The sequence below is a fragment of the Pandoraea captiosa genome, assembly GCF_902459775.1.
Lineage (GTDB): Bacteria > Pseudomonadota > Gammaproteobacteria > Burkholderiales > Burkholderiaceae > Pandoraea > Pandoraea captiosa.
This window is the reverse complement of sequence record NZ_CABPSQ010000003.1, coordinates 349,655-370,127: the sequence shown is the minus strand read 5'-3', so window position 1 is coordinate 370,127 and position 20,473 is coordinate 349,655. Positions and strand designations below refer to the sequence as shown.

General features: G+C 67.5%; 20 protein-coding genes. 17 read left to right on the top strand and 3 right to left on the bottom strand.

Annotated elements, in window-relative coordinates:
- The first annotated feature begins 3 nt into the window (after nucleotides 1–3).
- The 13 genes from PCA31118_RS12245 (at nucleotide 4) to PCA31118_RS12185 (ending at nucleotide 13,051) form a co-directional block, all read left to right on the top strand.
- A complete protein-coding gene (locus PCA31118_RS12245) occupies nucleotides 4–414 on the top strand; it encodes a TIGR03750 family conjugal transfer protein (RefSeq protein ID WP_150625481.1) in 411 nt (136 codons plus the stop codon).
- Nucleotides 411–1,103, top strand: coding sequence for a PFL_4703 family integrating conjugative element protein (locus tag PCA31118_RS12240; RefSeq protein WP_150625480.1), 693 nt, complete (start codon nucleotides 411–413; stop codon nucleotides 1,101–1,103). The genes PCA31118_RS12245 and PCA31118_RS12240 overlap by 4 nt, the downstream gene beginning before the upstream one ends.
- Entirely contained in the window at nucleotides 1,100–2,014 is a 915-nt protein-coding gene (locus PCA31118_RS12235; RefSeq protein WP_150625479.1) for a TIGR03749 family integrating conjugative element protein, read from the top strand. Before PCA31118_RS12240 ends, PCA31118_RS12235 begins: the two co-directional genes overlap by 4 nt.
- A complete protein-coding gene (locus PCA31118_RS12230) occupies nucleotides 2,004–3,437 on the top strand; it encodes a TIGR03752 family integrating conjugative element protein (RefSeq protein WP_150625478.1) in 1,434 nt (477 codons plus the stop codon). Before PCA31118_RS12235 ends, PCA31118_RS12230 begins: the two co-directional genes overlap by 11 nt.
- The gene (locus PCA31118_RS12225) at nucleotides 3,418–3,852 is read left to right on the top strand and encodes a TIGR03751 family conjugal transfer lipoprotein (protein ID WP_150625477.1); all 435 of its coding nucleotides are present in this window, start codon (nucleotides 3,418–3,420) and stop codon (nucleotides 3,850–3,852) included. Before PCA31118_RS12230 ends, PCA31118_RS12225 begins: the two co-directional genes overlap by 20 nt.
- Nucleotides 3,852–6,740 carry a conjugative transfer ATPase gene (locus tag PCA31118_RS12220; RefSeq protein WP_150625476.1) on the top strand — a complete coding sequence of 963 codons (2,889 nt, stop codon included), beginning with the start codon at nucleotides 3,852–3,854 and terminating at the stop codon, nucleotides 6,738–6,740. The genes PCA31118_RS12225 and PCA31118_RS12220 overlap by 1 nt, the downstream gene beginning before the upstream one ends.
- A 13-nt stretch (nucleotides 6,741–6,753) precedes the next feature.
- Nucleotides 6,754–7,497 (top strand): DsbA family protein, encoded by a 744-nt coding sequence (locus PCA31118_RS12215; protein WP_150625475.1) that lies wholly within the window; start codon nucleotides 6,754–6,756, stop codon nucleotides 7,495–7,497.
- Nucleotides 7,498–7,692: 195 nt separating this feature from the next.
- A complete protein-coding gene (gene radC / locus PCA31118_RS12210; RefSeq protein ID WP_011237261.1) occupies nucleotides 7,693–8,187 on the top strand; it encodes a RadC family protein in 495 nt (164 codons plus the stop codon).
- A 167-nt stretch (nucleotides 8,188–8,354) separates the two neighbouring features.
- Nucleotides 8,355–8,804 carry a TIGR03757 family integrating conjugative element protein gene (locus tag PCA31118_RS12205; RefSeq protein ID WP_150625474.1) on the top strand — a complete coding sequence of 150 codons (450 nt, stop codon included), beginning with the start codon at nucleotides 8,355–8,357 and terminating at the stop codon, nucleotides 8,802–8,804.
- Nucleotides 8,801–9,745 (top strand): TIGR03756 family integrating conjugative element protein, encoded by a 945-nt coding sequence (locus PCA31118_RS12200; RefSeq protein ID WP_150625473.1) that lies wholly within the window; start codon nucleotides 8,801–8,803, stop codon nucleotides 9,743–9,745. Before PCA31118_RS12205 ends, PCA31118_RS12200 begins: the two co-directional genes overlap by 4 nt.
- 10 nt (nucleotides 9,746–9,755) lie before the next feature.
- On the top strand, nucleotides 9,756–11,162 hold the full coding sequence (locus tag PCA31118_RS12195; RefSeq protein ID WP_150625472.1) for an integrating conjugative element protein: 1,407 nt from the start codon (nucleotides 9,756–9,758) through the stop codon (nucleotides 11,160–11,162).
- Complete coding sequence (locus tag PCA31118_RS12190; protein ID WP_150625471.1) at nucleotides 11,159–11,512, top strand: hypothetical protein; 354 nt, start codon at nucleotides 11,159–11,161, stop codon at nucleotides 11,510–11,512. Before PCA31118_RS12195 ends, PCA31118_RS12190 begins: the two co-directional genes overlap by 4 nt.
- Nucleotides 11,513–11,527: 15 nt before the next feature.
- On the top strand, nucleotides 11,528–13,051 hold the full coding sequence (locus tag PCA31118_RS12185) for a conjugal transfer protein TraG N-terminal domain-containing protein (RefSeq protein WP_150625470.1): 1,524 nt from the start codon (nucleotides 11,528–11,530) through the stop codon (nucleotides 13,049–13,051).
- A gap of 7 nt (nucleotides 13,052–13,058) precedes the next feature.
- Here PCA31118_RS12185 and PCA31118_RS12180 read toward each other — a convergent pair whose 3' ends face one another.
- Nucleotides 13,059–13,424 (bottom strand): DUF3742 family protein, encoded by a 366-nt coding sequence (locus PCA31118_RS12180; protein ID WP_023115034.1) that lies wholly within the window; start codon nucleotides 13,422–13,424, stop codon nucleotides 13,059–13,061.
- Nucleotides 13,425–13,653: 229 nt separating this feature from the next.
- Between PCA31118_RS12180 and PCA31118_RS12175 the strand changes: the two genes are divergently transcribed.
- The 3 genes from PCA31118_RS12175 (at nucleotide 13,654) to mobH (ending at nucleotide 17,372) form a co-directional block, all read left to right on the top strand.
- Entirely contained in the window at nucleotides 13,654–14,412 is a 759-nt protein-coding gene (locus PCA31118_RS12175; protein WP_174990437.1) for a type IV toxin-antitoxin system AbiEi family antitoxin domain-containing protein, read from the top strand.
- A complete protein-coding gene (locus PCA31118_RS12170; RefSeq protein WP_150625468.1) occupies nucleotides 14,405–15,325 on the top strand; it encodes a nucleotidyl transferase AbiEii/AbiGii toxin family protein in 921 nt (306 codons plus the stop codon). The genes PCA31118_RS12175 and PCA31118_RS12170 overlap by 8 nt, the downstream gene beginning before the upstream one ends.
- A gap of 202 nt (nucleotides 15,326–15,527) precedes the next feature.
- Nucleotides 15,528–17,372, top strand: coding sequence for a MobH family relaxase (gene mobH, locus PCA31118_RS12165; protein WP_150625467.1), 1,845 nt, complete (start codon nucleotides 15,528–15,530; stop codon nucleotides 17,370–17,372).
- Nucleotides 17,373–17,398: 26 nt separating this feature from the next.
- Here mobH and PCA31118_RS12160 read toward each other — a convergent pair whose 3' ends face one another.
- The gene (locus PCA31118_RS12160; protein ID WP_150625466.1) at nucleotides 17,399–17,698 is read right to left on the bottom strand and encodes a helix-turn-helix domain-containing protein; all 300 of its coding nucleotides are present in this window, start codon (nucleotides 17,696–17,698) and stop codon (nucleotides 17,399–17,401) included.
- A 106-nt stretch (nucleotides 17,699–17,804) separates the two neighbouring features.
- Here PCA31118_RS12160 and PCA31118_RS12155 point away from each other — a divergent pair, with 106 nt between their 5' ends.
- Complete coding sequence (locus PCA31118_RS12155) at nucleotides 17,805–18,431, top strand: LysR substrate-binding domain-containing protein (RefSeq protein ID WP_150625465.1); 627 nt, start codon at nucleotides 17,805–17,807, stop codon at nucleotides 18,429–18,431.
- Between the two features lie 47 nt (nucleotides 18,432–18,478).
- On the opposite strand, the gene PCA31118_RS12150 is transcribed toward PCA31118_RS12155, so the two are convergent.
- Complete coding sequence (locus PCA31118_RS12150) at nucleotides 18,479–20,332, bottom strand: tyrosine-type recombinase/integrase (protein ID WP_150625464.1); 1,854 nt, start codon at nucleotides 20,330–20,332, stop codon at nucleotides 18,479–18,481.
- Nucleotides 20,333–20,473: the final 141 nt, after the last annotated feature.

The window sequence follows — 20,473 nt, the reverse complement described above, 5'->3', positions numbered from 1 at the left end:
GCGATGGCCGTCCCTTCGCAGACCCTGCGCGACACGCTGGTGACCTTCCTGCCGCACCGGCTGAACCGCCAGCCGGTGGTCGTGCGCGGGCTGACCGCCGACGAGTTGTGGATCTGCGCCGGCCTGTCGGCCGCAGCCGGGTTCGCGCTCGGCCTGCCGCTGGCCTGGCTCACGCACAGCATCGCCATGGTGCCCACGCTGATCGTCGCCGGTATCGCGCTGGGCGTCTTCGTCGGCGGTGGCTTCCTGCGCGCACAGAAGCGCGGCCGGCCCGACACCTGGCTGTACCGGCAGCTCCAATGGCGGCTGGCCCTGCGGCATCCGGCGCTGGCAGCGCTCCTGGGCGGCCAGCGCCTCATCATCCGCTCGGGCTACTGGACGACCCGGCGCAACGCCGATCGAGGTGCGCCATGAGCCGTTTCAAGAACGAGGTCGCGCACCTGCAGGCGCACGTGAAGACGCTGCGTCTGGGGGCCGGCGCGCTGTTCGCGGTGGCGCTGCTGCTCGGCTTCGGTTGGTGGAGTGCTCCGAAGAGTCTCACCATCCATGTGCCGCCGGACCTGCGCTCGGGCAGCACGCGCAAATGGTGGGACGTGCCGCCCGAGAGCGTGTATGCCTTCTCCTTCTACATCTGGCAGCAGGTGCAGCGCTGGCCCACGAACGGCGAAGAAGACTACCCGCGCAACCTGCGCGCGCTGTCGGCCTACCTGACGCCGAGCTGCCGGGCCTTTCTGCAACAGGACTACGAGTACCGGCGCGCCAGTGGCGAGCTGCGCCAGCGCGTGCGCGGCATCTACGAGATTCCCGGCCGCGGCTATGGCGATGATCCGGCCACGCGCGTCAAGGTGGTTTCCGACCGCGATTGGATCGTCACGCTCGACGTGAGCGCGGACGAATACTACGGCTCCGAGCAGGTCAAGCGCGCCCTGGTGCGCTACCCCATCAAGGTCGTCCGGCTGGACATCGACCCCGAGCACAACCCGTTTGGCCTGGCGCTGGACTGCTACGCCAGCGCACCCCAGCGCATCGAAACGCCGCCGACGCCGGCCCAGGCCGGCGCGCCCGCCAACACCTCCGGCCACCTGCAGGGAGACTCCCCATGAAGTCCGTTGCCTTGTCGGCCCTGACCGGCGTCCTGCTGACCCTCGGTTTCGTGCCGGCCAGCCAGGCCGTGGAAATCCTGCGCTGGGAGCGCCTGCCCCTGCCGGTGCCGCTGGTGGTCGGCCAAGAGCGCGTGGTCTTCATCGATCGCAATGTGCGCGTCGGCGTGCCGGCCAGCGTCGGCGATCACCTGCGCGTGCAGAGTGCGGGCGGCGCGATCTACCTGCGGGCGAGCGAGCCGATTCCGCCCACGCGGCTGCAACTGCAGGACGTGGAATCCGGCGCGCTGATCCTGCTCGACATCGCCGCCGAGCCGGCGAAGGACGGCCAGGCGCCGCTGGAGCCGGTGCGCATCGTGGAAGCGGAAGCCCCCGCGAAGCGCTACGGCGGCGGTGCAGCAGGCGGCGCGGACGAGCAGGCCATTGCGCCCGCAGACAAATCCGTTCCCCGGCGCGAAACGCCGGTTCCGGTCGTGCTGACGCGCCATGCCGCACAGCACCTGTACGCGCCGCTGCGCACCGTCGAGCCGGTCGCCGGCATCGGGCGCGTGAACCTGCGCCGCGGCCTCGCGCTGGACACCTTGCTGCCGACGCTGCCGGTGCACGCGCGGGCACTGGCCGCGTGGCGCCTGGAAGACCAGCGGGTGACGGCCGTGCGACTCACCAATACCGCGGCGCGCTGGCTCGACCTCGACCCGCGCGCCCTGCAGGGGAACTTCGTGGCGGCGACCTTCCAGCATCCGAACCTGGGGCCGGCCGGCACCCCGTCCGACACCACGGTGCTCTATCTGGTCACGCGCAGCCACGGCCTGGCCGAGTCGCTGCTGCCGGCGCTGAGCCCGATCGACGCCACCGTAAACCTGCCGCCGGCCGCCGCGGCCGGCTCGACCGGAGGAGCGCGCGATGAAGAGTAATCCGCTGCTCAAGTGGCTGCTGATCCCAATGGCGCTGCTGCTGGTGTTCGTCGGCATCAAGCTGTTCTCCGGCGCGCCCGGCGGCCAGCCCGCTCCCAAGGGCGCGGCCAGTACGCTCACGCCCGAGGAGATGAATGCCCTGGGCATCGCTGGCGACACGCCGCGCGATACCGTTGCCACGCTGGTGGCCCAGGTGAAGCAGTTGCGCACCGAGCTGCAGAGCGCGCTCGGCGACAACAAGCAGCACAAGGCCGAGAACGAGCGCCTGCGTGCGCGGGAAAGCGCGATCGACCAACGCATCCAGAGCGCGCTGGAAGGCGAACGCAACCGCCTGGAGCAGGAGCGCAATCAGGTGGCGAGCGACAGGCAGCAGACCCAGGGGCTGCTGCAGGATCTGCAGCGGCAACTGGACGGCCTTTCCGGCAAGGGTGGCCCGTCCGATCTGCCCGTCGGGCTGGGGCTGGAAGAGGGTGACGGCAAGCGCTTCAACCGCGGCGTCGGTGGCACGCAGTGGGTGGAGCCCGACGATGCCAAGGTCGACGCCAAGAACGGCAGCAAGGAGCCGAGCTTTCCCCTGAGCTTCGGGCCGGCCCAGAAAAGCCTGTCGGCCGCAGTGGAATCCGTCGCCGACGTCGGCAGCCGCGCGGTGGGCGCATCCACGAAGGCGGTCTACACCGTGCCGTCGAACTCGACGCTCATGGGGTCGATTGCCATGACGGCACTGATCGGGCGCGTGCCGATCGATGGAACGGTCAACGATCCCTATCCGTTCAAGGTGCTGGTCGGCCCGGACAACCTCACGGCCAACGGCATCGACATCCCCGACGTGGCCGGCGCCGTGGTCAGCGGCACGGCCTCGGGCGACTGGACGCTCTCGTGCGTGCGCGGGCAAATCCGCACGGTCACGTTCGTGTTCCAGGACGGCACCATCCGCACGGTGCCGGAGGACAGCAGCAAGGGCGGCAGCAGTGGCGGCAACTCGGGTCACAACGGCGCCAGCATCCAGGGCGGCCTGGGCTGGATCAGCGACCCCTACGGCATTCCCTGCGTCAGCGGCGAGCGGCGCAGCAACGCCCAGCAGTACCTGGGCAGCCAGGCACTCATCACCGCGGCCGGCGCCGGCGCAGCCTCGCTCATCAAGTCCGACAACGGCAGCGTTGCCGTGGTCGCCAACAGCAACGGCTCGCTGGGCACCGTCGGCACCAGCGGCAACGAAGCGATGGGCCGCATCCTCGCGGGCGGCGTGCGCGACATGGCCGATTGGGTCAACAAGCTCTACGGCCAGGCCTTCGCGGCGGTCTACGTGCAGCCCGGCGCCAGGGTGGCCGTGCATCTGGAGCAGCCGCTCGACATCGACTACGACGCCAAGGGGCGTCGGGTCCACCACCGCACCGGAGAAGCCCATGCCTCGGATCTGGATTGACGCGAGCGCCGTGCTGCTGGCGGCCACCCTGCTCGGCGCCTGCGCCACCAGCAAGGAGAAGCTGCTGCCGCATGGCGACAGCACCATGCTCGACATCTGGCATCAGGAGGCCGGCGGCAGCGCGGTCAGCGGCCAGGCCGCGCGGCAACTGCTCGATGCGCGCCAGGGCCTGCGCCGGCCACTGACCGAGGCCGATGTGCAGGCGGCGCCCGGCGTGCAGGCGCGCTACACCCGCACCGCGCAGAACGAGATTCACCGCCAGTTCCACCGCCTGCCGAACCCCGACCTGGTGATGTACGTGTTCCCGCATCTCGCGGGCACCGACCCGGTGCCGGTACCTGGCTACAGCACGGTGTTCCCGCTCTACCAGCGCGTGCAGTACGCGATGCCGGGCGAGCGCGTGGAGGACTACTGATGGCCTGGTCGCTGCCGTGGTCACGCAGGCCCGACGCATCACCGGCTGACGCCGCAGATGCGGCCGATGACGCCTGGGCACGGCACGTAACGGCGCTGGCGGCACAGGGTGTCGCCGAGCCGGGCAGCGCGCTCGGCCGGGGCCGGCGCAGGCCGGCCACCCAGGCCGACCACGATGCGCTCTATGGCGTCGCGCCGTCGTTCGCGGACTTGCTGCCCTGGGTCGAGTACCTGCCCGACACGAAGTGCATGCTGCTGGAAGATGGCCAGTCGGTGGCGGCCTTCTTCGAGCTGGCGCCGGTCGGCACCGAGGGCCGCGAGATGGCCTGGCTATGGCAGGCGCGCGATGCGCTGGAGAACGCCCTGCAGGACTCCTTCGACGAGTTGGACGACAACCCCTGGGTGGTGCAGCTCTACGCCCAGGACGAGGCCGACTGGGACAACTATCTGCGCTCCCTGGCGAACTATCTGCAGCCGCGTGCGCAGGGCGCCGCGTTCAGCGACTTCTACCTGCGCTTCTTTGCCCATCACCTGCGGGCCATCGCCAAGCCGGGTGGCCTGTTCGAGGACACCACGGTGACGCGCCTGCCGTGGCGCGGCCAGGTCCGGCGTGTGCGCATGGTGGTCTACCGCCGCACGTCCGCGGCCCCGACTCCGCGGCGCGGCCAGTCGCCCGAGCAGGCGCTGACGACGATCTGCGACCGCCTCGCCGGCGGGCTGGCCAATGCCGGCGTGAAGGCTCGGCGTCTCGGCGCGGCGGATATCCACGCCTGGCTGCTGCGCTGGTTCAACCCGAATCCGACCTTGCTCGGTGCCACTGCCGAAGATCGGGAACGCTTCTACGCGCTGACCCGCTACCCGGAAGAGCGGGAGGAGGGAGAGATCGAACTCGCCAGCGGCACTGACTTCGCGCAGCGCCTGTTCTTCGGCCAGCCACGTTCGGACGTGCCCAACGGCCTGTGGTTCTTCGACGGCATGCCGCATCGGGTGATCGTGATGGATCGCCTGCGCACGCCACCCGTGACGGGCCATCTGACGGGCGAGACGCGCAAGGGCGGCGATGCCATGAACGCGCTGTTCGACCAGATGCCCGAGGACACGGTGATGTGCCTGACGCTGGTCGCCACACCCCAGGACGTGCTGGAGGCGCACCTCAACCACCTCGCCAGGAAGGCCGTCGGCGAGACCCTGGCCTCGGAGCAGACCCGGCAGGACGTGCAGCAGGCGCGCGGCCTGATCGGCAGCGCGCACAAGCTCTACCGCGGCGCGCTGGCGTTCTACCTGCGCGGCCGCGACCTGGCCCAGCTCGATGCGCGCGGCCTGCAGCTCGTCAACGTGATGCTCAACGCCGGGCTGCAACCGGTACGCGAAGAGGACGAGGTGGCGCCGCTGAACAGCTATTTGCGCTGGCTGCCGTGTGTGTTCGATCCGGCTTCCGACAAGCGCCAGTGGTACACCCAGCTCATGTTCGCGCAACATGCGGCGAACCTGGCGCCGGTCTGGGGCCGCAGCCAGGGCACGGGGCATCCGGGCATCACGTTCTTCAACCGCGGCGGCGGCCCGATCACCTTCGATCCGTTGAACCGCCTCGACCGGCAGATGAACGCGCATCTGTTCCTGTTCGGCCCCACGGGTTCGGGCAAGAGCGCGACGCTCAACAACATCCTGAATCAGGTGACGGCGATCTATCGGCCGCGCCTGTTCATCGTCGAGGCGGGCAACAGCTTCGGCCTGTTTGGCGACTTCGCGGCACGGCTGGGTCTCACCGTGCATCGGGTGAAACTTGCACCCGGCGCGGGCGTCAGTCTGGCTCCGTTCGCCGACGCCTGGCGCCTGGTCGATACGCCGAGCCAGGTACAGACGCTGGACGCCGATGCGCTCGACGAAGACCAGACCGATTCCGGCATGGCCGTGGAAGGCGACGAGCAGCGCGACGTGCTCGGGGAGCTGGAGATCACTGCGCGACTGATGATCACCGGTGGCGAGGACAAGGAAGAAGCGCGCATGACCCGCGCCGACCGCAGCCTGATCCGCCAGTGCATTCTCGATGCGGCACAGCAATGCGTAGCGGAGAAGCGCACGGTGCTGACCCGCGATGTGCGCGACGCGCTGCGCGAGCGCGCCCGCGACGCCACGCTGCCGGAGATGCGGCGCGCCCGGTTGCTGGAGATGGCCGACGCCATGGACATGTTCTGCCAGGGCGTGGACGGCGAGATGTTCGACCGGTCCGGCACGCCGTGGCCCGAGGCGGACATCACCATCGTGGACCTGGCCACCTTCGCGCGCGAGGGCTACAACGCCCAACTCTCGATTGCCTACATCTCGCTCATCAACACCGTCAACAACATCGCCGAGCGCGACCAGTTCCTGGGCCGCCCGATCATCAACGTGACGGACGAAGGCCACATCATCACCAAAAACCCGCTGCTCGCGCCCTACGTGGTCAAGATCACCAAGATGTGGCGCAAGCTCGGCGCCTGGTTCTGGCTCGCCACGCAGAACCTGGACGACCTGCCGAAGGCGGCCGAGCCGATGCTCAACATGATCGAGTGGTGGATCTGCCTGTCGATGCCACCCGATGAAGTCGAGAAGATCGCGCGCTTCCGCGAACTCAACGCGTCGCAGAAGGCGCTGATGCTCTCGGCACGCAAGGAGGCCGGCAAGTTCAGCGAGGGCGTCATCCTGTCCAAGTCGATGGAAGTGCTGTTCCGCGCTGTGCCGCCCAGCCTCTACCTGGCGATGGCGATGACCGAGCCCGAGGAGAAGGCCGAACGCTTCCAGTTGATGCAGCAGCACGGCATCAGCGAGCTGGATGCCGCCTTCCGCGTGGCCGAGAAGATCGACCGTGCGCGGGGCATCGAACCTCTGGCGCTGGATACGTTGGCCTGACGGGAGCGACACGATGCGCATGCCTTCCTTCGCCCGCCGTCATCCCCGGATCGGTCTGCTGATCGTGGCGACGATTGCGGTGGCCTCGTGGATGCTGCTGCGCGCGCCGCATCCGGCAACCGAGTCCATGTCCCTGGTCGCCGCCGGGTCCGAAGCGCCGAAACCGGCCGGCCCGCCCTGGCTGTATGGCCGTGCCGATGCGCGCTTCACGGTGGTCGGGTACGCCGACCTGGAGTGTCCGTACTGCCGGGCCTACTTCCCCGCGCTCAAGCGCTGGATCGACGCCCATCCCGAGGTGAATTGGCAGTGGCACCACCTGCCGCTGTCCATGCACGAGCCGGCCGCGACTGCCGGGGCGCGCCTGGCCGAGTGCGCGGGCGAGACCGGCGGACATGCCACGTTCTGGCAAGCCGTGGCGTGGCTCTACGCGCACACCCGTGGCGACGGCCAGGGCCTGCCGGAGGGCCTGCGCTATCCCGACCTCACGCCAGCCATGCAGGGTTGTCTCGACAGCGATCGCCCCGATGCGGTCATCCGTGCCCAGACGGCGGAAGCAGCACAGCAGGGCATCGCGGCCACGCCGGCCCTGCAACTGCGCGACCGCGAGTCCGGCAAGACCCTCCTGCTGCACGGCCCCGTCGAAGGCGATGCCTTGCTGTCGGCCATCGACCTGCTTGCCGCCGGCAGCACGACCGCAGCCGAACCCGCCCATTCCCCAGACATGCCCGCCGGCGTTGCCGGTGACATGCCCAGGTAGCCATCGATCTTCAAGGCTGCGGCGCGGCTCGTCCGCGTTGATCGAAACCCGTTCGCATCGCATCCCTTGACGCGAACAGCCACCGCATCCGCGGTGGTGGATGCCCGCTCGTCACCCGTTCCATCCCCATCGTTCCCAGGAGGGTTTGCCCTCCAGGGGCAGGCGCCCTCCGATCTCATCCATTGGAGGTTCGCCATGTCTCTCGTCATCGCCGACTCCCGCCCGGAGTCGCTCACCCTGCTCGCCGCCCAGCACGAAGACTGGATCATCCGGCAGGCCATCACCCTGCTGGAGAACCGCGTGTTCAAGGCCGGCCCGGCGCTGGGCAGTCCCGCCGCCGTGCGCGACTACCTGCGCCTGAAACTGGTCGCGGAGCCGAACGAAATCTTCGCTGTCGTGTTTCTCGACAACCAGCACCAGGTACTCGCCTTCGAGCCGCTGTTCAAGGGCACGGTCGACCAGACTTCGGTGTATCCGAGGGTGGTGGTCCAGCGTGCGCTGGCGCTCAACGCTTCGGCGCTGATCCTGGCGCATCAGCACCCCTCGGGGAACACCGAGCCCTCGGCCGCCGATCGTGCGATCACCGAGCGGTTGAAGAGCGCCCTGGCCACCGTCGATGTCCGGGTGCTGGATCACTTCATCGTCGGCAAGGGCAGCCCGTACTCGTTCGCCGAAGCCGGCTTGCTGTAGCAGCACCACCCCACGCGCATTCCTTTCATCACCACGGGAGCCCTTGGCTCCCGCTTCTTTTCGCCGGCCCGCAGAGAATCGGGACTGACCGGTTTCGGTTTCTTTGTCGTCCCCTGATCTGCGTTGCGCTCGACTACGAGTCTGCATCGACTCCGCGGAGGCGCGACATGCCGGCTCATTCCCTCAACCTTCCTGCCGCCTCGCGGCACCCCCTGGCCGCCCGGCTGGCCGCTGGCCTGTGCGCCGCGCTGCTCGGTCCCATCGCGGCGGCCGCCGATGTGCTCATCGTCACCGACAGCCGTCATCCGGTGCAGGCCCCGGCCGGCGTGCGGATCATCGAGCTGGACCAGGCCACGCGCATCGAGGTCGAACTCGCCGCGCACCTGCCGGCCGACCCGCAACAGGCCGCAGCCGTGGTGCGGCAGCGGTTGCATGACGGCGGCGAGGCGCTGCAGCGCCGCATCGGCCATGCCTATCAAGGTGTCGCGGATGCCTGGGGACTGGGCATCGCCAAGATTCCCGCCGTGGTGGTCGATCGACGCTACGTGGTCTACGGCGAGCCCGACGTGCCCCGCGCCGTCGCGCGCATCAACGCCTACCGGAGCACGCAGCCATGAGCCTCCTGCTGGCACGCCGGCGCCTGCGCGCCACCGCCGCCTCGCTGCTGCTGAGCGCGGCCACGTCGACGTTCGCCCTGGACACCGCCACCATCGTCTCGTCGGCGCTGTCCCCCGACTGCCTCGAATACCGCGTGGTCGGAATCTGCTACTGGCTGTACTGCACGCCCTTCGGCTGCTCGGTTCGCACCTCCGTCAAGGTGCGCCACTACGTCCCCGATGCGGTGGTGTCGAGCTACTCGAACACCGGAGAAAACCCGTGGCAGGAAGTCAGGGCGATGAGCATGCCCAACCCGAGCGCCAAGGCTGGCGGTGACGGCACGACCAATCACGACAACGAGAACAACCTCGCCAAGTTCAAGAACGCCGATGTCATCGGCCATCCGGCCGGGATGGTGTTCAGCCAGTTCGCCAGCGCCTCCGGCTACACCTGCGAAGGCGCTGGCACGGCCTTCATGCCGTATCTGCTGAGCACGCTCGACACGATCGCCTGGCGCTACAACATCCCGGAAGCGTTCTATCCCGAAGCGCTCATCCCCGGCCGGCGCGAAATCGGTACGCGCACCGGCCTGAACCTCTGGGGCAACGTGTATCCCCGCGGTGGCTTCCTGCACCAGACCGACGACCACAAGAGCGGCGCCGTGGTCGCGCAGCGCGCGGGCGACATCGTGACGCGCCGCAACCAGATTCACGTGTACCAGCCCCTGCTGGCCAGCGCCCGCGACGGCTACTGGCCGGCCGGCGCGCTGATGGAGACCGACGCCTCGACGGGCAAGTGGCAGGAGCTGACGCCCACGCTCTCGAACAGTTGCGCGGTCTTCCCGCACAACCGCACCCGCGTGCAGGCCCAGCAGGGCGACTACGCCTGGGCCTTGTGGCGGCCGTACTCCTGCTGCCGGCGCCGTGGCCAGGTCTTCCTCGGCAGCGTCGATTTCATGTGAGGAACCCACGATGAACGCCTCCCTCCCTGACTTCCTGCGCCGCGCGAAGTCGCACCTGCGGGCCACGCTGCTCGTGGCGGCCATCACGCTGGCCGTCGGCGTCGCCTGGGCGCAGACCCGCATCGACCCCAATGGCGTGAACGTCAGCGGCAGCGTGATCGGCGACGACGTGCTCTACAGCATCGGCGGCGGCCGGGCCGTGTCGATGGGTGGTGCCGGCAACATGCAGAGCATCGGCGTCGGCGTCGGCTGGAACAGCAACCTGATCTGCGGCGACATGAGCATCACCACGACGCTGCAGAACCAGCTCAACGGCATCACCAACGGCTTCCAGACGATCATGAGCAACGTGATCCAGAACGCCACCAGCGCCGTAGCCTCGCTGCCGGCCCTGATCATCCAGCGCGCCGACCCGGGCCTGTACAACCTGCTCACCAACGGCATCCTGCAGGCGCGCCTGGATTTCGACCGCTCGAAGATGACCTGCCGGGCCATCGCCAATCGCATGGCGGACATGGCCGGCGGCCAGGCCGGCTGGGACCAGCTCGCCGAAGGGATGGCGCTGCGGGATGCGGTCAGCAGCACCGATGCCGTCTCCGCCATCGAGCAGGCCGAGTCCAACAAAGGAAACAACGGCGTGCCCTGGGTCGGCGGCGGCAACGCGGGCGGCTCCGGCCAGAGTTCGATCAAGGTGGTCGGCGATGTGACGCGCGCGGGCTACAACCTGCTCAACGGGCGCAGCGCCACCGATACCTCGTCGATCGCGCGCAGCGCCTGCGGCAACCGCCTGACCTGCCAAACCTGGTCCTCGCCCCAGGCGGCCGCCGACTGGGCGACCCGCGTGTTGGGCGAACGCGAGCAACGCACCTGCGAAAACTGCACGAAGACCCAGACCACGCCTGGCGTCGGGCTGACGCCAATGATCCAGGAAGAGTACGAGACCAAGCTGCAGGCGCTGCAGGAACTGGTGACGGGCGCCCGGCCGACGACGCTGGCCAATCTCGACGCAGCCGGCAGCAGCTCGCTGCCGATCACCCGCGGCGTGATCGAGGCCCTGCGTGACGAGCCCGACCAGGACGTGCTGGGCAGGCGCCTCGCGTCCGAGGCGGCGCTGTCCAGCGTGCTGGAGAAGGCCCTGCTGCTGCAACGCACGTTGCTGACCGGCAAGAAGGAGCCGAACGTCGCCGCCAACGAGCTGGCCGTGCAGGCGGTCGACCAGGAGAACAGCGCACTGGAGCAGGAGATCAACAACCTCAAGACTGAGCTGGAGCTGCGGCGCACGCTGGCCGGCAACTCGGCGATGGCGATCATCCAGCGCCACAGCACCCGCGCTGCCGGTTCGCGCGGCGTCTTCGAGGGCGACACCACGCGCGACCGTCTGCGGGAAGTCCAGAAGCCGCGGAGCGGTACGCCATGAGCCGGCTGGCCTGGCTGCGGCTGCCATGGCTGTTCAACCGCCGCATCGGCTTGGCGCTGCTGTGGACCTTGCTGGTGGTCGCCGCCGCGGTGGCGGTGAACATCGCCGGCATCCACGTGGTCGGCGGCGTCGAGGGCTGGCAGCACTGGCTGAAGGCGCACGCCGGCCACTTCTTCGTGTGGCGTCTGTGCCTCTACGGAGCGACGGCTTACGGCTGGTGGTGGATGCGTCGGCGCCTGTTGCGGCGGGAGCCGTCCCGCGAGACGCATCAGCGCCTGCTGCGCACGGAGATCGCGGCCGTGATCGCCGTGGTCGCGCTGGAAGCCAGCCAATTGTTGCAGCACGGCTGAGACCGGGAGGCAGGCATGACGCTCTACACCACGGACTACCTGGAGTATTACCTGACCCTGGTGGCTTGGGTGGTCAACAACGGCATCTGGAGCATCCTCGTGGCCAGCGGGGTGTTCGCGCTGCCGTTCGTGGCCATCGTGATCCAGGAATGGCTCAAGGTCCGCAGCGAAGGTGCGGACGAGGGCAACAAGGGCGTGCTGTCGTCGATGCGCATCGAGAACCGGGTGTGGGTGGCGATCGTGGTCATCATGTTCGCCGGCATCCCGTTCATCCCGGTGGATCTCGCCACGATCAAGTTCGACACCACGCGCTCCGCGCAATGCCAGGTCAACGTCCCACTGCCCAACGACACGGGCTGGTCCAACGTCTACACGGCGCTCAACGACCAGAGCGCGCTGGTGCCGGTGTGGTGGTTCTTCATGCACGCGCTGTCGAAAGCCGTGACGGGCTCCGCGGTGGCAGCGATTCCCTGCGGCACGGACCTGCGTCAGATTCGCATGGATGTGGATGCCACGCGCATCGACGATCCGGTGCTGGCACAGGAGGTCGCCGACTTCACGCACGACTGCTACGGGCCGTCGCGCGCCAAGCTGTTCATGAACCGGCCGACGCTCTCCGACGAGCAGATGAACGACGTCACCTGGATCGGGTCGAGTTACTTCCTCGACACGCCCGGCTTCTATGACACCTATCGCGCCAAGACCCCACGCACGGCCTGGCCCTACGACGCGACCCGCGATGCAGGGCTGGCACAGGTGGACAGCGGCGGCGGCTATCCGTCCTGCCGGCAGTGGTGGGCCGATGGCGGCCAGGGACTGCGCAGCCGGCTGCTGGCACAGGTCGACCCGGACCTGCTGACCCGCATCGGGCGCTGGGTGGGCTTCCTGTCGCAGAGCGAGGTCAATGACTCAGTGATCCGCGCCGTCGTCTCACCGCGGCAGCAGAAGATGAACCAGGGCGCCGTCTACACCGACTACGGCGGCCAGATCGACAAGACGCTGCCGAACATCGTCACGCGCGGCGCGAGCGACCTGGGGCTGACCGTCGGCTCGCTGGGCTTCTTTCCGGCGATGGACGTGGTGCGCCAGGCGCTGCCGATGGTGCTGGCGATGCTCAAGATGGCGCTCGTCATCTGCATCCCGCTGGTGCTGCTGATCGGCACCTACGACCTGAAGACGGTGGTGACGGTGAGCTGCGTCCAGTTCGCGCTGTTCTTCGTGGACTTCTGGTTCCAGCTCGCACGCTGGATCGACAGCACGATCCTGGATGCGCTCTACGGTTGGGGGTTTGGCGCGGACAGGCCGCACACGAACTTCGATCCGCTGATCGGCTTGAACAACGCCTTTGGCGACATGCTGCTCAACTTCGTCATGGCGATGATGTTCATCGTGCTGCCGACGTTTTGGGTGATGGCATTGGCTTGGGCAGGCGTGCGCACGGGAAATATCGTGCAGGGGTTGTCCACCGCCACCTCGGACGCCAAAGGCGCTGGGGGGCGTGGCGCTGGCATGGCAATGAGCGCCGTATCGAAGAAGTGACCGCCGTTCAGTCGTCGTCGGTCACATGCGGGTCGATGCGCCAATCGCTCTTGTCATAAAGCCCGAAGCCGTTGGGGCCTTCCCTCCACTCGGGTTGCGGTTCCTCTTGATCAGGGTCATCGTGCTGCACGAGCCATGCAGCAGTCACCGCAAAGGCAAGCAGCAGGGCCAGCCAGAACGCGGAGTAGAGCAGCGCACCGAGCACGGCGAGCTTGACGATCCAGAGCACCGCCGTCGCCGCGCCCGCGGGCACCCCGCGCGTCACCAGCCAGCCGGCGACACGCTGCTCGCGGCGCAGGTATCCACGCCAGGCACGGCCAGCCCCCCGGCCCAGCCGGTGGCTCCAGCGCCCGTTGTGCGTGTTGGTGGTCATGCTCATATGCCTCGGCTTCAGTGGTGCCTCACCTCGCGGAGCGGCCGGTCGTGGCCTGCCCTCCAGCATAGACCGCGATCAGGAGGGCGGGTTGCGGCCGGCAGAGCCGGGTTGGCTCGGGTCGCAGGTCGATTAGATTCTGCACGATAAATCAAACCTTATGCTACTTTCCATGCACGTTCTTGCAATGGCTCTAGGGGTCGATTGGATTCTGTGTTATTTTTATAACATGGATGGAAATTCTAGGCACCAGGTAATCAAGCGACTGCAGGCGGGACTCTCCCGTGGGGCGCCGTTCGACCTTGCCACCCTGAGCCAGTTCGGGGTGTCGCCCCAGCTCGCCGCCCACTATGCCGACGGCGGGTGGCTCGTGCGCCTGGCCCATGGCGTCTATGCCTTCCCGAACGATGAGTTCGGGGTCTACGGTGCGCTGAAGTTCCTGCAACAGCGCGTGCCCGGCCTGCACGTCGGCGGCAAGAGCGCCCTGGCCCTGCAGGGGGTGCGGCACAACCTGGGCAGCCGGGAGGCGCTGGTGCTGTGGGGCGACGGTCGCTTCGCGTTGCCGGCCTGGTTCACTTCGCGCTTTCCGGCCCGCTACGTCCACGCCCGCCTGTTCGACTGGCCGGACACGGCGCTGGCCGGCAAGACCCTGACCACGCCGCCTGGCCTGCCCGAGGATCTGCGGGTGGCAGCCCCCGAGCGTGCCGTGCTGGAGCTGCTGTACGAAGCCGGCGTCAAGCAGAGCCTCGAAGAGGCCCGCAACCTCTTCGATGGACTGCGTTCCCCCCGCAAGGACTTGCTCGGGCAACTGCTGTCCTGCTGCGCCAGCGTGAAGGCCGTGCGCCTGTTCCTGACCTGGGCGCGCGAGACCAGCCTCGTGGATGTCGATGCCCTGCTGGAGCAGTACCCGGTTCGCACCGGCAGCAACACGCGCTGGATGAGCCGGCTCGATGACGGCACCTTGCTGAGCCTGAGACCTCATGGATAAGACCTACGCGGACACCGTTCGCCTGCTGCTGGCCGTCGCGCCCGACGTGTTCGCCAACGACATCTTCGCCATGAAGGGCGGCACGGCCATCAACCTCTTCGTGCGGGACATGCCGCGCCTTTCGGTGGACATCGACGTGGTGTACCTCCCGTGGCAGACGCCGCGCGACGAAGCGCTGCAAGCCATCAACCAGGAGCTGGCCGCCATCGCCACGCGCGTTGCGCCACTGGGCGTGCAGACACGCCTGGTTCGCGCCAAGGACCTGGGAGACACCAAGCTGATCGTCGAGAACGACGCCAGCCAGGTGAAGATCGAGGTCAATGTCGTGTTCCGCGGCAGCGTGCTGCCCGTCGAGCGGCGGCCGCTGAGCGCCAAGACCAGCGATCTGTTCGGCGTCGAGTTCGAGCTGCCGGTTCTGGCACCGGACGAGCTGTACGCCAGCAAGCTGGTGGCCGCGCTGGATCGACAGCACCCCCGCGACCTGTTCGACGTGTGGCAGCTCTACGAATCGGGCGACATCAGCGACGGCATGGTCGAGTGCTTCGTGATCTATCTGGCGGGCCACAACCGGCCGCCCCACGAAGTGCTGTTCGGCAACGACAAGGACATCGCCGGCGAGTACGAGCGGGCCTTTGTCGGCATGACCGAAGTGGACTGCTCCCTGGAGACACTGCTCGACGCTCGCGCCAGGATGCGACGCGAGCTGCCACAGCGACTGAGCACCGCGCACAAGCAGTTTCTGAGCGGGCTGGCGCGCGCAGAACCGGACTGGTCGCTGGTGCAGTGCCACCACGCCGCGCAACTGCCGGCACTGCGCTGGAAGCTCGCCAATCTCGAAACCTTCCGCAAGCGCCGTCCCGACGACTTCGCAGCGCAATCCGCCGCCCTCGACACCGGCTTGGGCCAGAGCTGACGAACATCCCGCAGCGCCCCACTTGCCGGGATTGCCCCATGCCGCATTCATCGTGGCATCCACGAAGCAGCGGCCCTATACCCAAAGGCTTCCGACAAAGGCCAAAGGGCTGAGAAGGGGCAAAGGAAGGGCGCCAAGGGGAAAGGCCCTATCCTGAAAAGGCCAAAAGGCGCCCCGAGCAGCCCGTCATCCGGGGTTCGCCATGCTCTCGCTGTTCCAGCGCAAACGGGTGCCACCCACCGCCGGCACACCGCCCACCTCCGCCGTCGAAACTCCGAAAGGGTTGATGCGGCCGGAGTCGGCCGCATCGCTGCTGGCCACGCCGCGCCGGCAGAAACTGCTGGAACACATCTGGCAGCGCACATCGCTCTCGCGCCGGCAGTTCGCCACGCTCTACCTCGCCCCACTGGAGCGCTACGCCGAGCTGGTCCAGCAGTTCCCGGCCTCCGAGAACCACCACCACGCCTATCCGGGCGGCATGCTGGACCACGGCCTGGAGATCGTCGCCTATGCGCTGAAATTGCGGCAGTCATACCTGCTGCCTGCGGGCGTCACGCCGGAGGCACAGGCGGCCCAGGCCGAAGCCTGGACCGCAGGCACGGCCTACGCGGCCCTGCTGCACGACATCGGCAAGATTGCGGTCGATCTGCACGTCGAGCATGCCGACGGCAGCGTCTGGCATCCCTGGCACGGCCCACTGCGAAAGCCCTACCGTTTCCGTTACCGAAAGGAGCGTGAGTACCGCCTGCACAGCGCCGCCACCGGACTGCTCTACGCGCGCATTCTCGATCGGGACATCTTCGACTGGCTCAGCGGCTATCCCGACCTCTGGGCCGCGCTGCTGTACGTGCTGGCCGGCCAGTACGAGCACGCCGGCACGCTTGGCGAGCTGGTCGTGCAGGCCGACCAGGCATCGGTCGCCCAGGAACTCGGCGGCGATCCCAGCAAGGCGCTGGCGGCGCCCAAGCATGCGCTGCAACGCAAATTGCTCGACGGCTTGCGCTACCTACTCAAGGAAGAGTTCAAGTTGAACCAGGCCGGCCCGGCGGACGGTTGGCTGACCCAAGACGCCTTGTGGCTGGTGAGCAAGACCGTCTCCGACAAGCTGCGCGCCCATCTGCTGTCGCAGGGCATCGGCGGCATCCCGGCGAGCAACACGGCGGTGTTCAACGTGCTGCAGGATCACGGCATCGTGCAACCGACGCCGGATGGCAAGGCGATCTGGAAGGCTACCGTCACCAGCGACGCCGGCTGGTCGCACGCCTTCACCTTCCTGAAACTCTCGCCGGCGATGATCTGGGATGCCGCCGACCGGCCGGTGCCGTTCGCAGGCCGTGTGCAGGTCGAAGAGGAACAAGCGGCGCCGCAGGCGCCGGCGGTGGCCGATGGGTCGCGCCTGGAAGGCACCGAAGCTGCACCCGCGAGCACGGCGCCGATCGCATCCGCAGCCATGGACACCGGCATGGCCGCGCTACTCGACCTGCTGGGCGACACCGCTCCACCCACGGCACCGGAGATCCCGAGTTCCCCTGTTGCCGAGCCCGAGCCGGCCCCTTCGACCGTGCCCCCGCCGCAGATGAGCCTCGCGCCTTCGCAGGATCGCGCGGAGCCCTCTGGGGCGCACTTCATGGCCTGGCTGCGTCAGAGCATCCAGACGCGCAAGCTCATCATCAACGACGCCAAGGCCCTGGTGCATACCGTCGCCGGTACGACCTACCTCGTCAGCCCCGGCGTGTTCCAGCGCTACGCGCAGGAGTACCTTCAAGTCGCCGCGCTGGCCAAGCAGGAGAAGCTGGAGGGGTGGCAGTGGGTGCAGAAGCGCTTCGAGAAGCTGGGACAGCACCGCAAGCAGCCGAGCGGGCTGAACATCTGGACCTGCGAAGTCACGGGGCCGCGCAAGTCGCGCCGGCTGCACGGCTACCTGCTCGCCAGCCCGGATGCGCTGTTCCAGGAGACGCCGCCAGACAACCCATACCTGCGGCTCGTCAACGAGGCCGCAAAGCGCGAAGATTCAGCCCTTGGGGGCAAGGACGACGATCAGGCGTAGGCATGCGACCGCTGTGCGGGCCGGCTTCAATCTGCGGATGGGGCCGACTCTGCCAGCTTGACTTCGGTCAGAGTCATCAAGTGGGCGGAACTGCATTTCAGCGCACGGGCAATCTTGAGGATGAGAGGGAGCGTGGGGACATGCTCGCCGCGCTCGATCTTGCCCATGTGCGACCGTTCGATGCCGGCCATGTGGGCCAGCGTTTCCTGAGCGATGCCCTGGTTGGTTCTTTCTTCCCGCACGGCAGCCCCAAACGCGATGGCTGGTTCCGCTTCGTAGGTAGTGGTGCCGGTGGGGCGGCCCCTTTGGATCGAACGCTTTGGCATTGCCAAGAGCGTCGAACACGGTCACGATTTAAACCACGTTAAACTTAACTCATTCAACGGCTTCGAGATCAGTTGCCACGAGTTCACCGCCTGGGGGGAGCTGGACGTGGAATCGAGTGACATCACCGCCGAAATTCGCATGGCCGTCCTCGGCGAATGGGTGCCTCCCCAGCTCGCCGACGTGCTCGCCCTGCAGCGTGCCGAAGAGCCGGAGACTCATGCCGTCCTGGCCGGATGGACAGATCCCGGTCGAGGCGCGGAGCTGCCGGGCGACGGCTTCGACTTCGCCTTGTCTGCGGTTGCCCGGCAGTGGCCTGGCTGGGTATGCGAGCCGCTGTGGCATGACACGCTGGCGGTCGCCGTGGCCAAGCGCTCCCACCTGCTGGCCTACCGTGAAGTGCCGTGCGAGGAAGTGCTCAAGCAGCCCTTGATCTGCTCGCAGTCCACGGCCGATGAACCATGGCGCATGACCGTGCAGCGTGTGTTCCAGAACGCGCTGCAAGAGCGAGAGCAAACGGTGGAGACATTCGATGTGGCGATGACGCTGGTTGCCGCCGGGTACGGGATCGCCATTGCGCCTGCCGCGAGACTGGCGAGCTACCTACGCCGAGGCATCGCCGTGCGGCCGCTGGCCGGCGCACCATCGATCGTGATGGCTTACCTGCTCCGCCGCAACGCTTCCTTGTCGGACACCCAGGCAAGATTCGCCCGCCGCGCGCGCTTGGTGTCCTGACAGACGCGCGGGGATCGCGGTTTCGCCACGATCCCGCATTCCTGCTGCTAGGCGACCCCGACGCGCAGCGGGGTCCATTCGCTTTCCTTCACGGCTGTGCTCACTGCCATAACGAGCTTGTCGAGATTGCTGGCCGTCACGCCCTCCAGTGCCGAACGCCCCCGCAGCATCGAGCGCGGTTGCAGCAGTGCATGGTAGATCTGCCAAGGGTCCGCACCCCTGGTCAGCTTCAGGACGGACTGGATCAGCTCGTGCTTGAGTGGGTCGAGGTGCCAGTCCGGCACCCGCTGGCCGCGGTTGCCCACGTTCAACGCCAGCAAGTTGCCCGCCTTGATCTCGTAGCTGATCCACCTGCGGGACTTGCCCGCCATCTTGGCAAACGCAGCGACGGGAAGGTTGTGCGGCGCTTCGAAGACATCGAACAGTTCCATCCTCTCGCGCTGAATGTCCGAAGGCACCAGCGGCGCGGCCGATCGAGGGGGCGGAACCGCCGGCAGCCGATGTGCGGCGGCAGAAACCAACGGCATGGCGTCACCCGGCTTCGTCACGAGCAGGATTGGCGAAGCGGCAACCGGCGCGGAGGGCGCGCTTGCGGTTTGCTCACTCGGAAACGCGGGCACGCCTTCCAGATGCACGGTGAGCGGCATGCTGGCCGCCTCGACCTGGTTCTGCTCGAAGAGGTCGAGCCGATCGGCCCAGTCCTGCATCATGCGGCGACGCTGCTCCACGTACTCGGCATGGTTGTAGGTCGCGCTGACCTTGTTGGGATCGACATGCGAGAGCTGTGCATCCACCCAGACCTTCGGGTAGCCGATCTCGTTGAGCGCAGTGGACATCGTGCCGCGGATACCGTGTCCGGTCAGGCGCTCCTGATAGCCCATGCGTTTGAGCGCACCATTGAGCGTGTTCTCGCTGATGCGCTTCTTCAAGTCGCTGTCGTGCCGGAACAGGTGGTGCTGGGCCGGCTTGAACTCATCCAGCAGGTGCCGGACGATCTCCATGGCCTGAATCGACAGCGGCACGATGTAGGGCGGGATGTCCTTTGGCTGCTGCCGCTTCTTGCGCATATCCAACTGGAGTTGCTTCACGACGTCGGGCGGGATGATCCACAGCCCACGGTCCAGATCGAATTGATCCGGCGTCGCCTGTCGCAGCTCTCCGGTTCGCACGCCGGTCAGCAGCAATAGCCGCAGCCCGAGCTGGGTCTGCCGCCTGCCGCGATAGCTGCGCAGCCGCTGCAACAGCTTCGGCAGCTCGGCCATGCGCAGGAACGGGTTGTGGTTGACGGGTGGCAGCGGCAGCGCCACCACATCGAGATCGGAGGCGGGGTTCTGCTCCAGGCCCGGCACGATCACCAGCGCGTAGCGGAACAGTTGGTTGAACCACGTCCTGACTTTCTCGGCGACGGAGAGCGCCCTGCGCTTCTCGATCTTGGCGATCACCTCCAAGAGGTCGGGACGCTTGATCTCATAGATCGACCGCTTGCCCAAGGCGGGCAGCACATCCTTGTCGAAGATGCGCGGAAGTATCGAGAGGGTCGTCTGCCGGCCTTCCTTGAGGCTGAGCCCGCGATGCTTGAGCCACTTGCGATACACCGCCTCGAAGGTATTTTCGTCGGCGAGCCGGACAGCGGTGCGCTTCTGCTTGCGGTGAACGCGAGGATTGGTGCCTTTGGCCAGCAGGGCGCGCGCTTCATCGCGTAGGCTGCGGGCCTCGCGAAGTGTCACCTCCGGGTAGGTGCCGAGCGACATCCGCTTCTGCTTGCCCGCCCAGTAGTAGCGGAAGTGCCAAGTCCTGCCCCCTGCAGCGGTGACGGCCAGGGAGAGGCCATCCAAGTCAGGGAGGGTGTATGCCTTGCCAGTTGCCTTGGCCTGTCGAACGACCAGGTCTGAGAGTGCCATGCTCTTGCTCCTGAACATGAGTCAGGAACCAGATGCTGGTCACGTCGACTTCGCCCCTCCATCAACAATCCGGAATCAGCCGCGCCCGCAAAAATGGACTTGTTTGTGGACTTAAAAGTCCTGGCTGTAGGCGGATCGCAG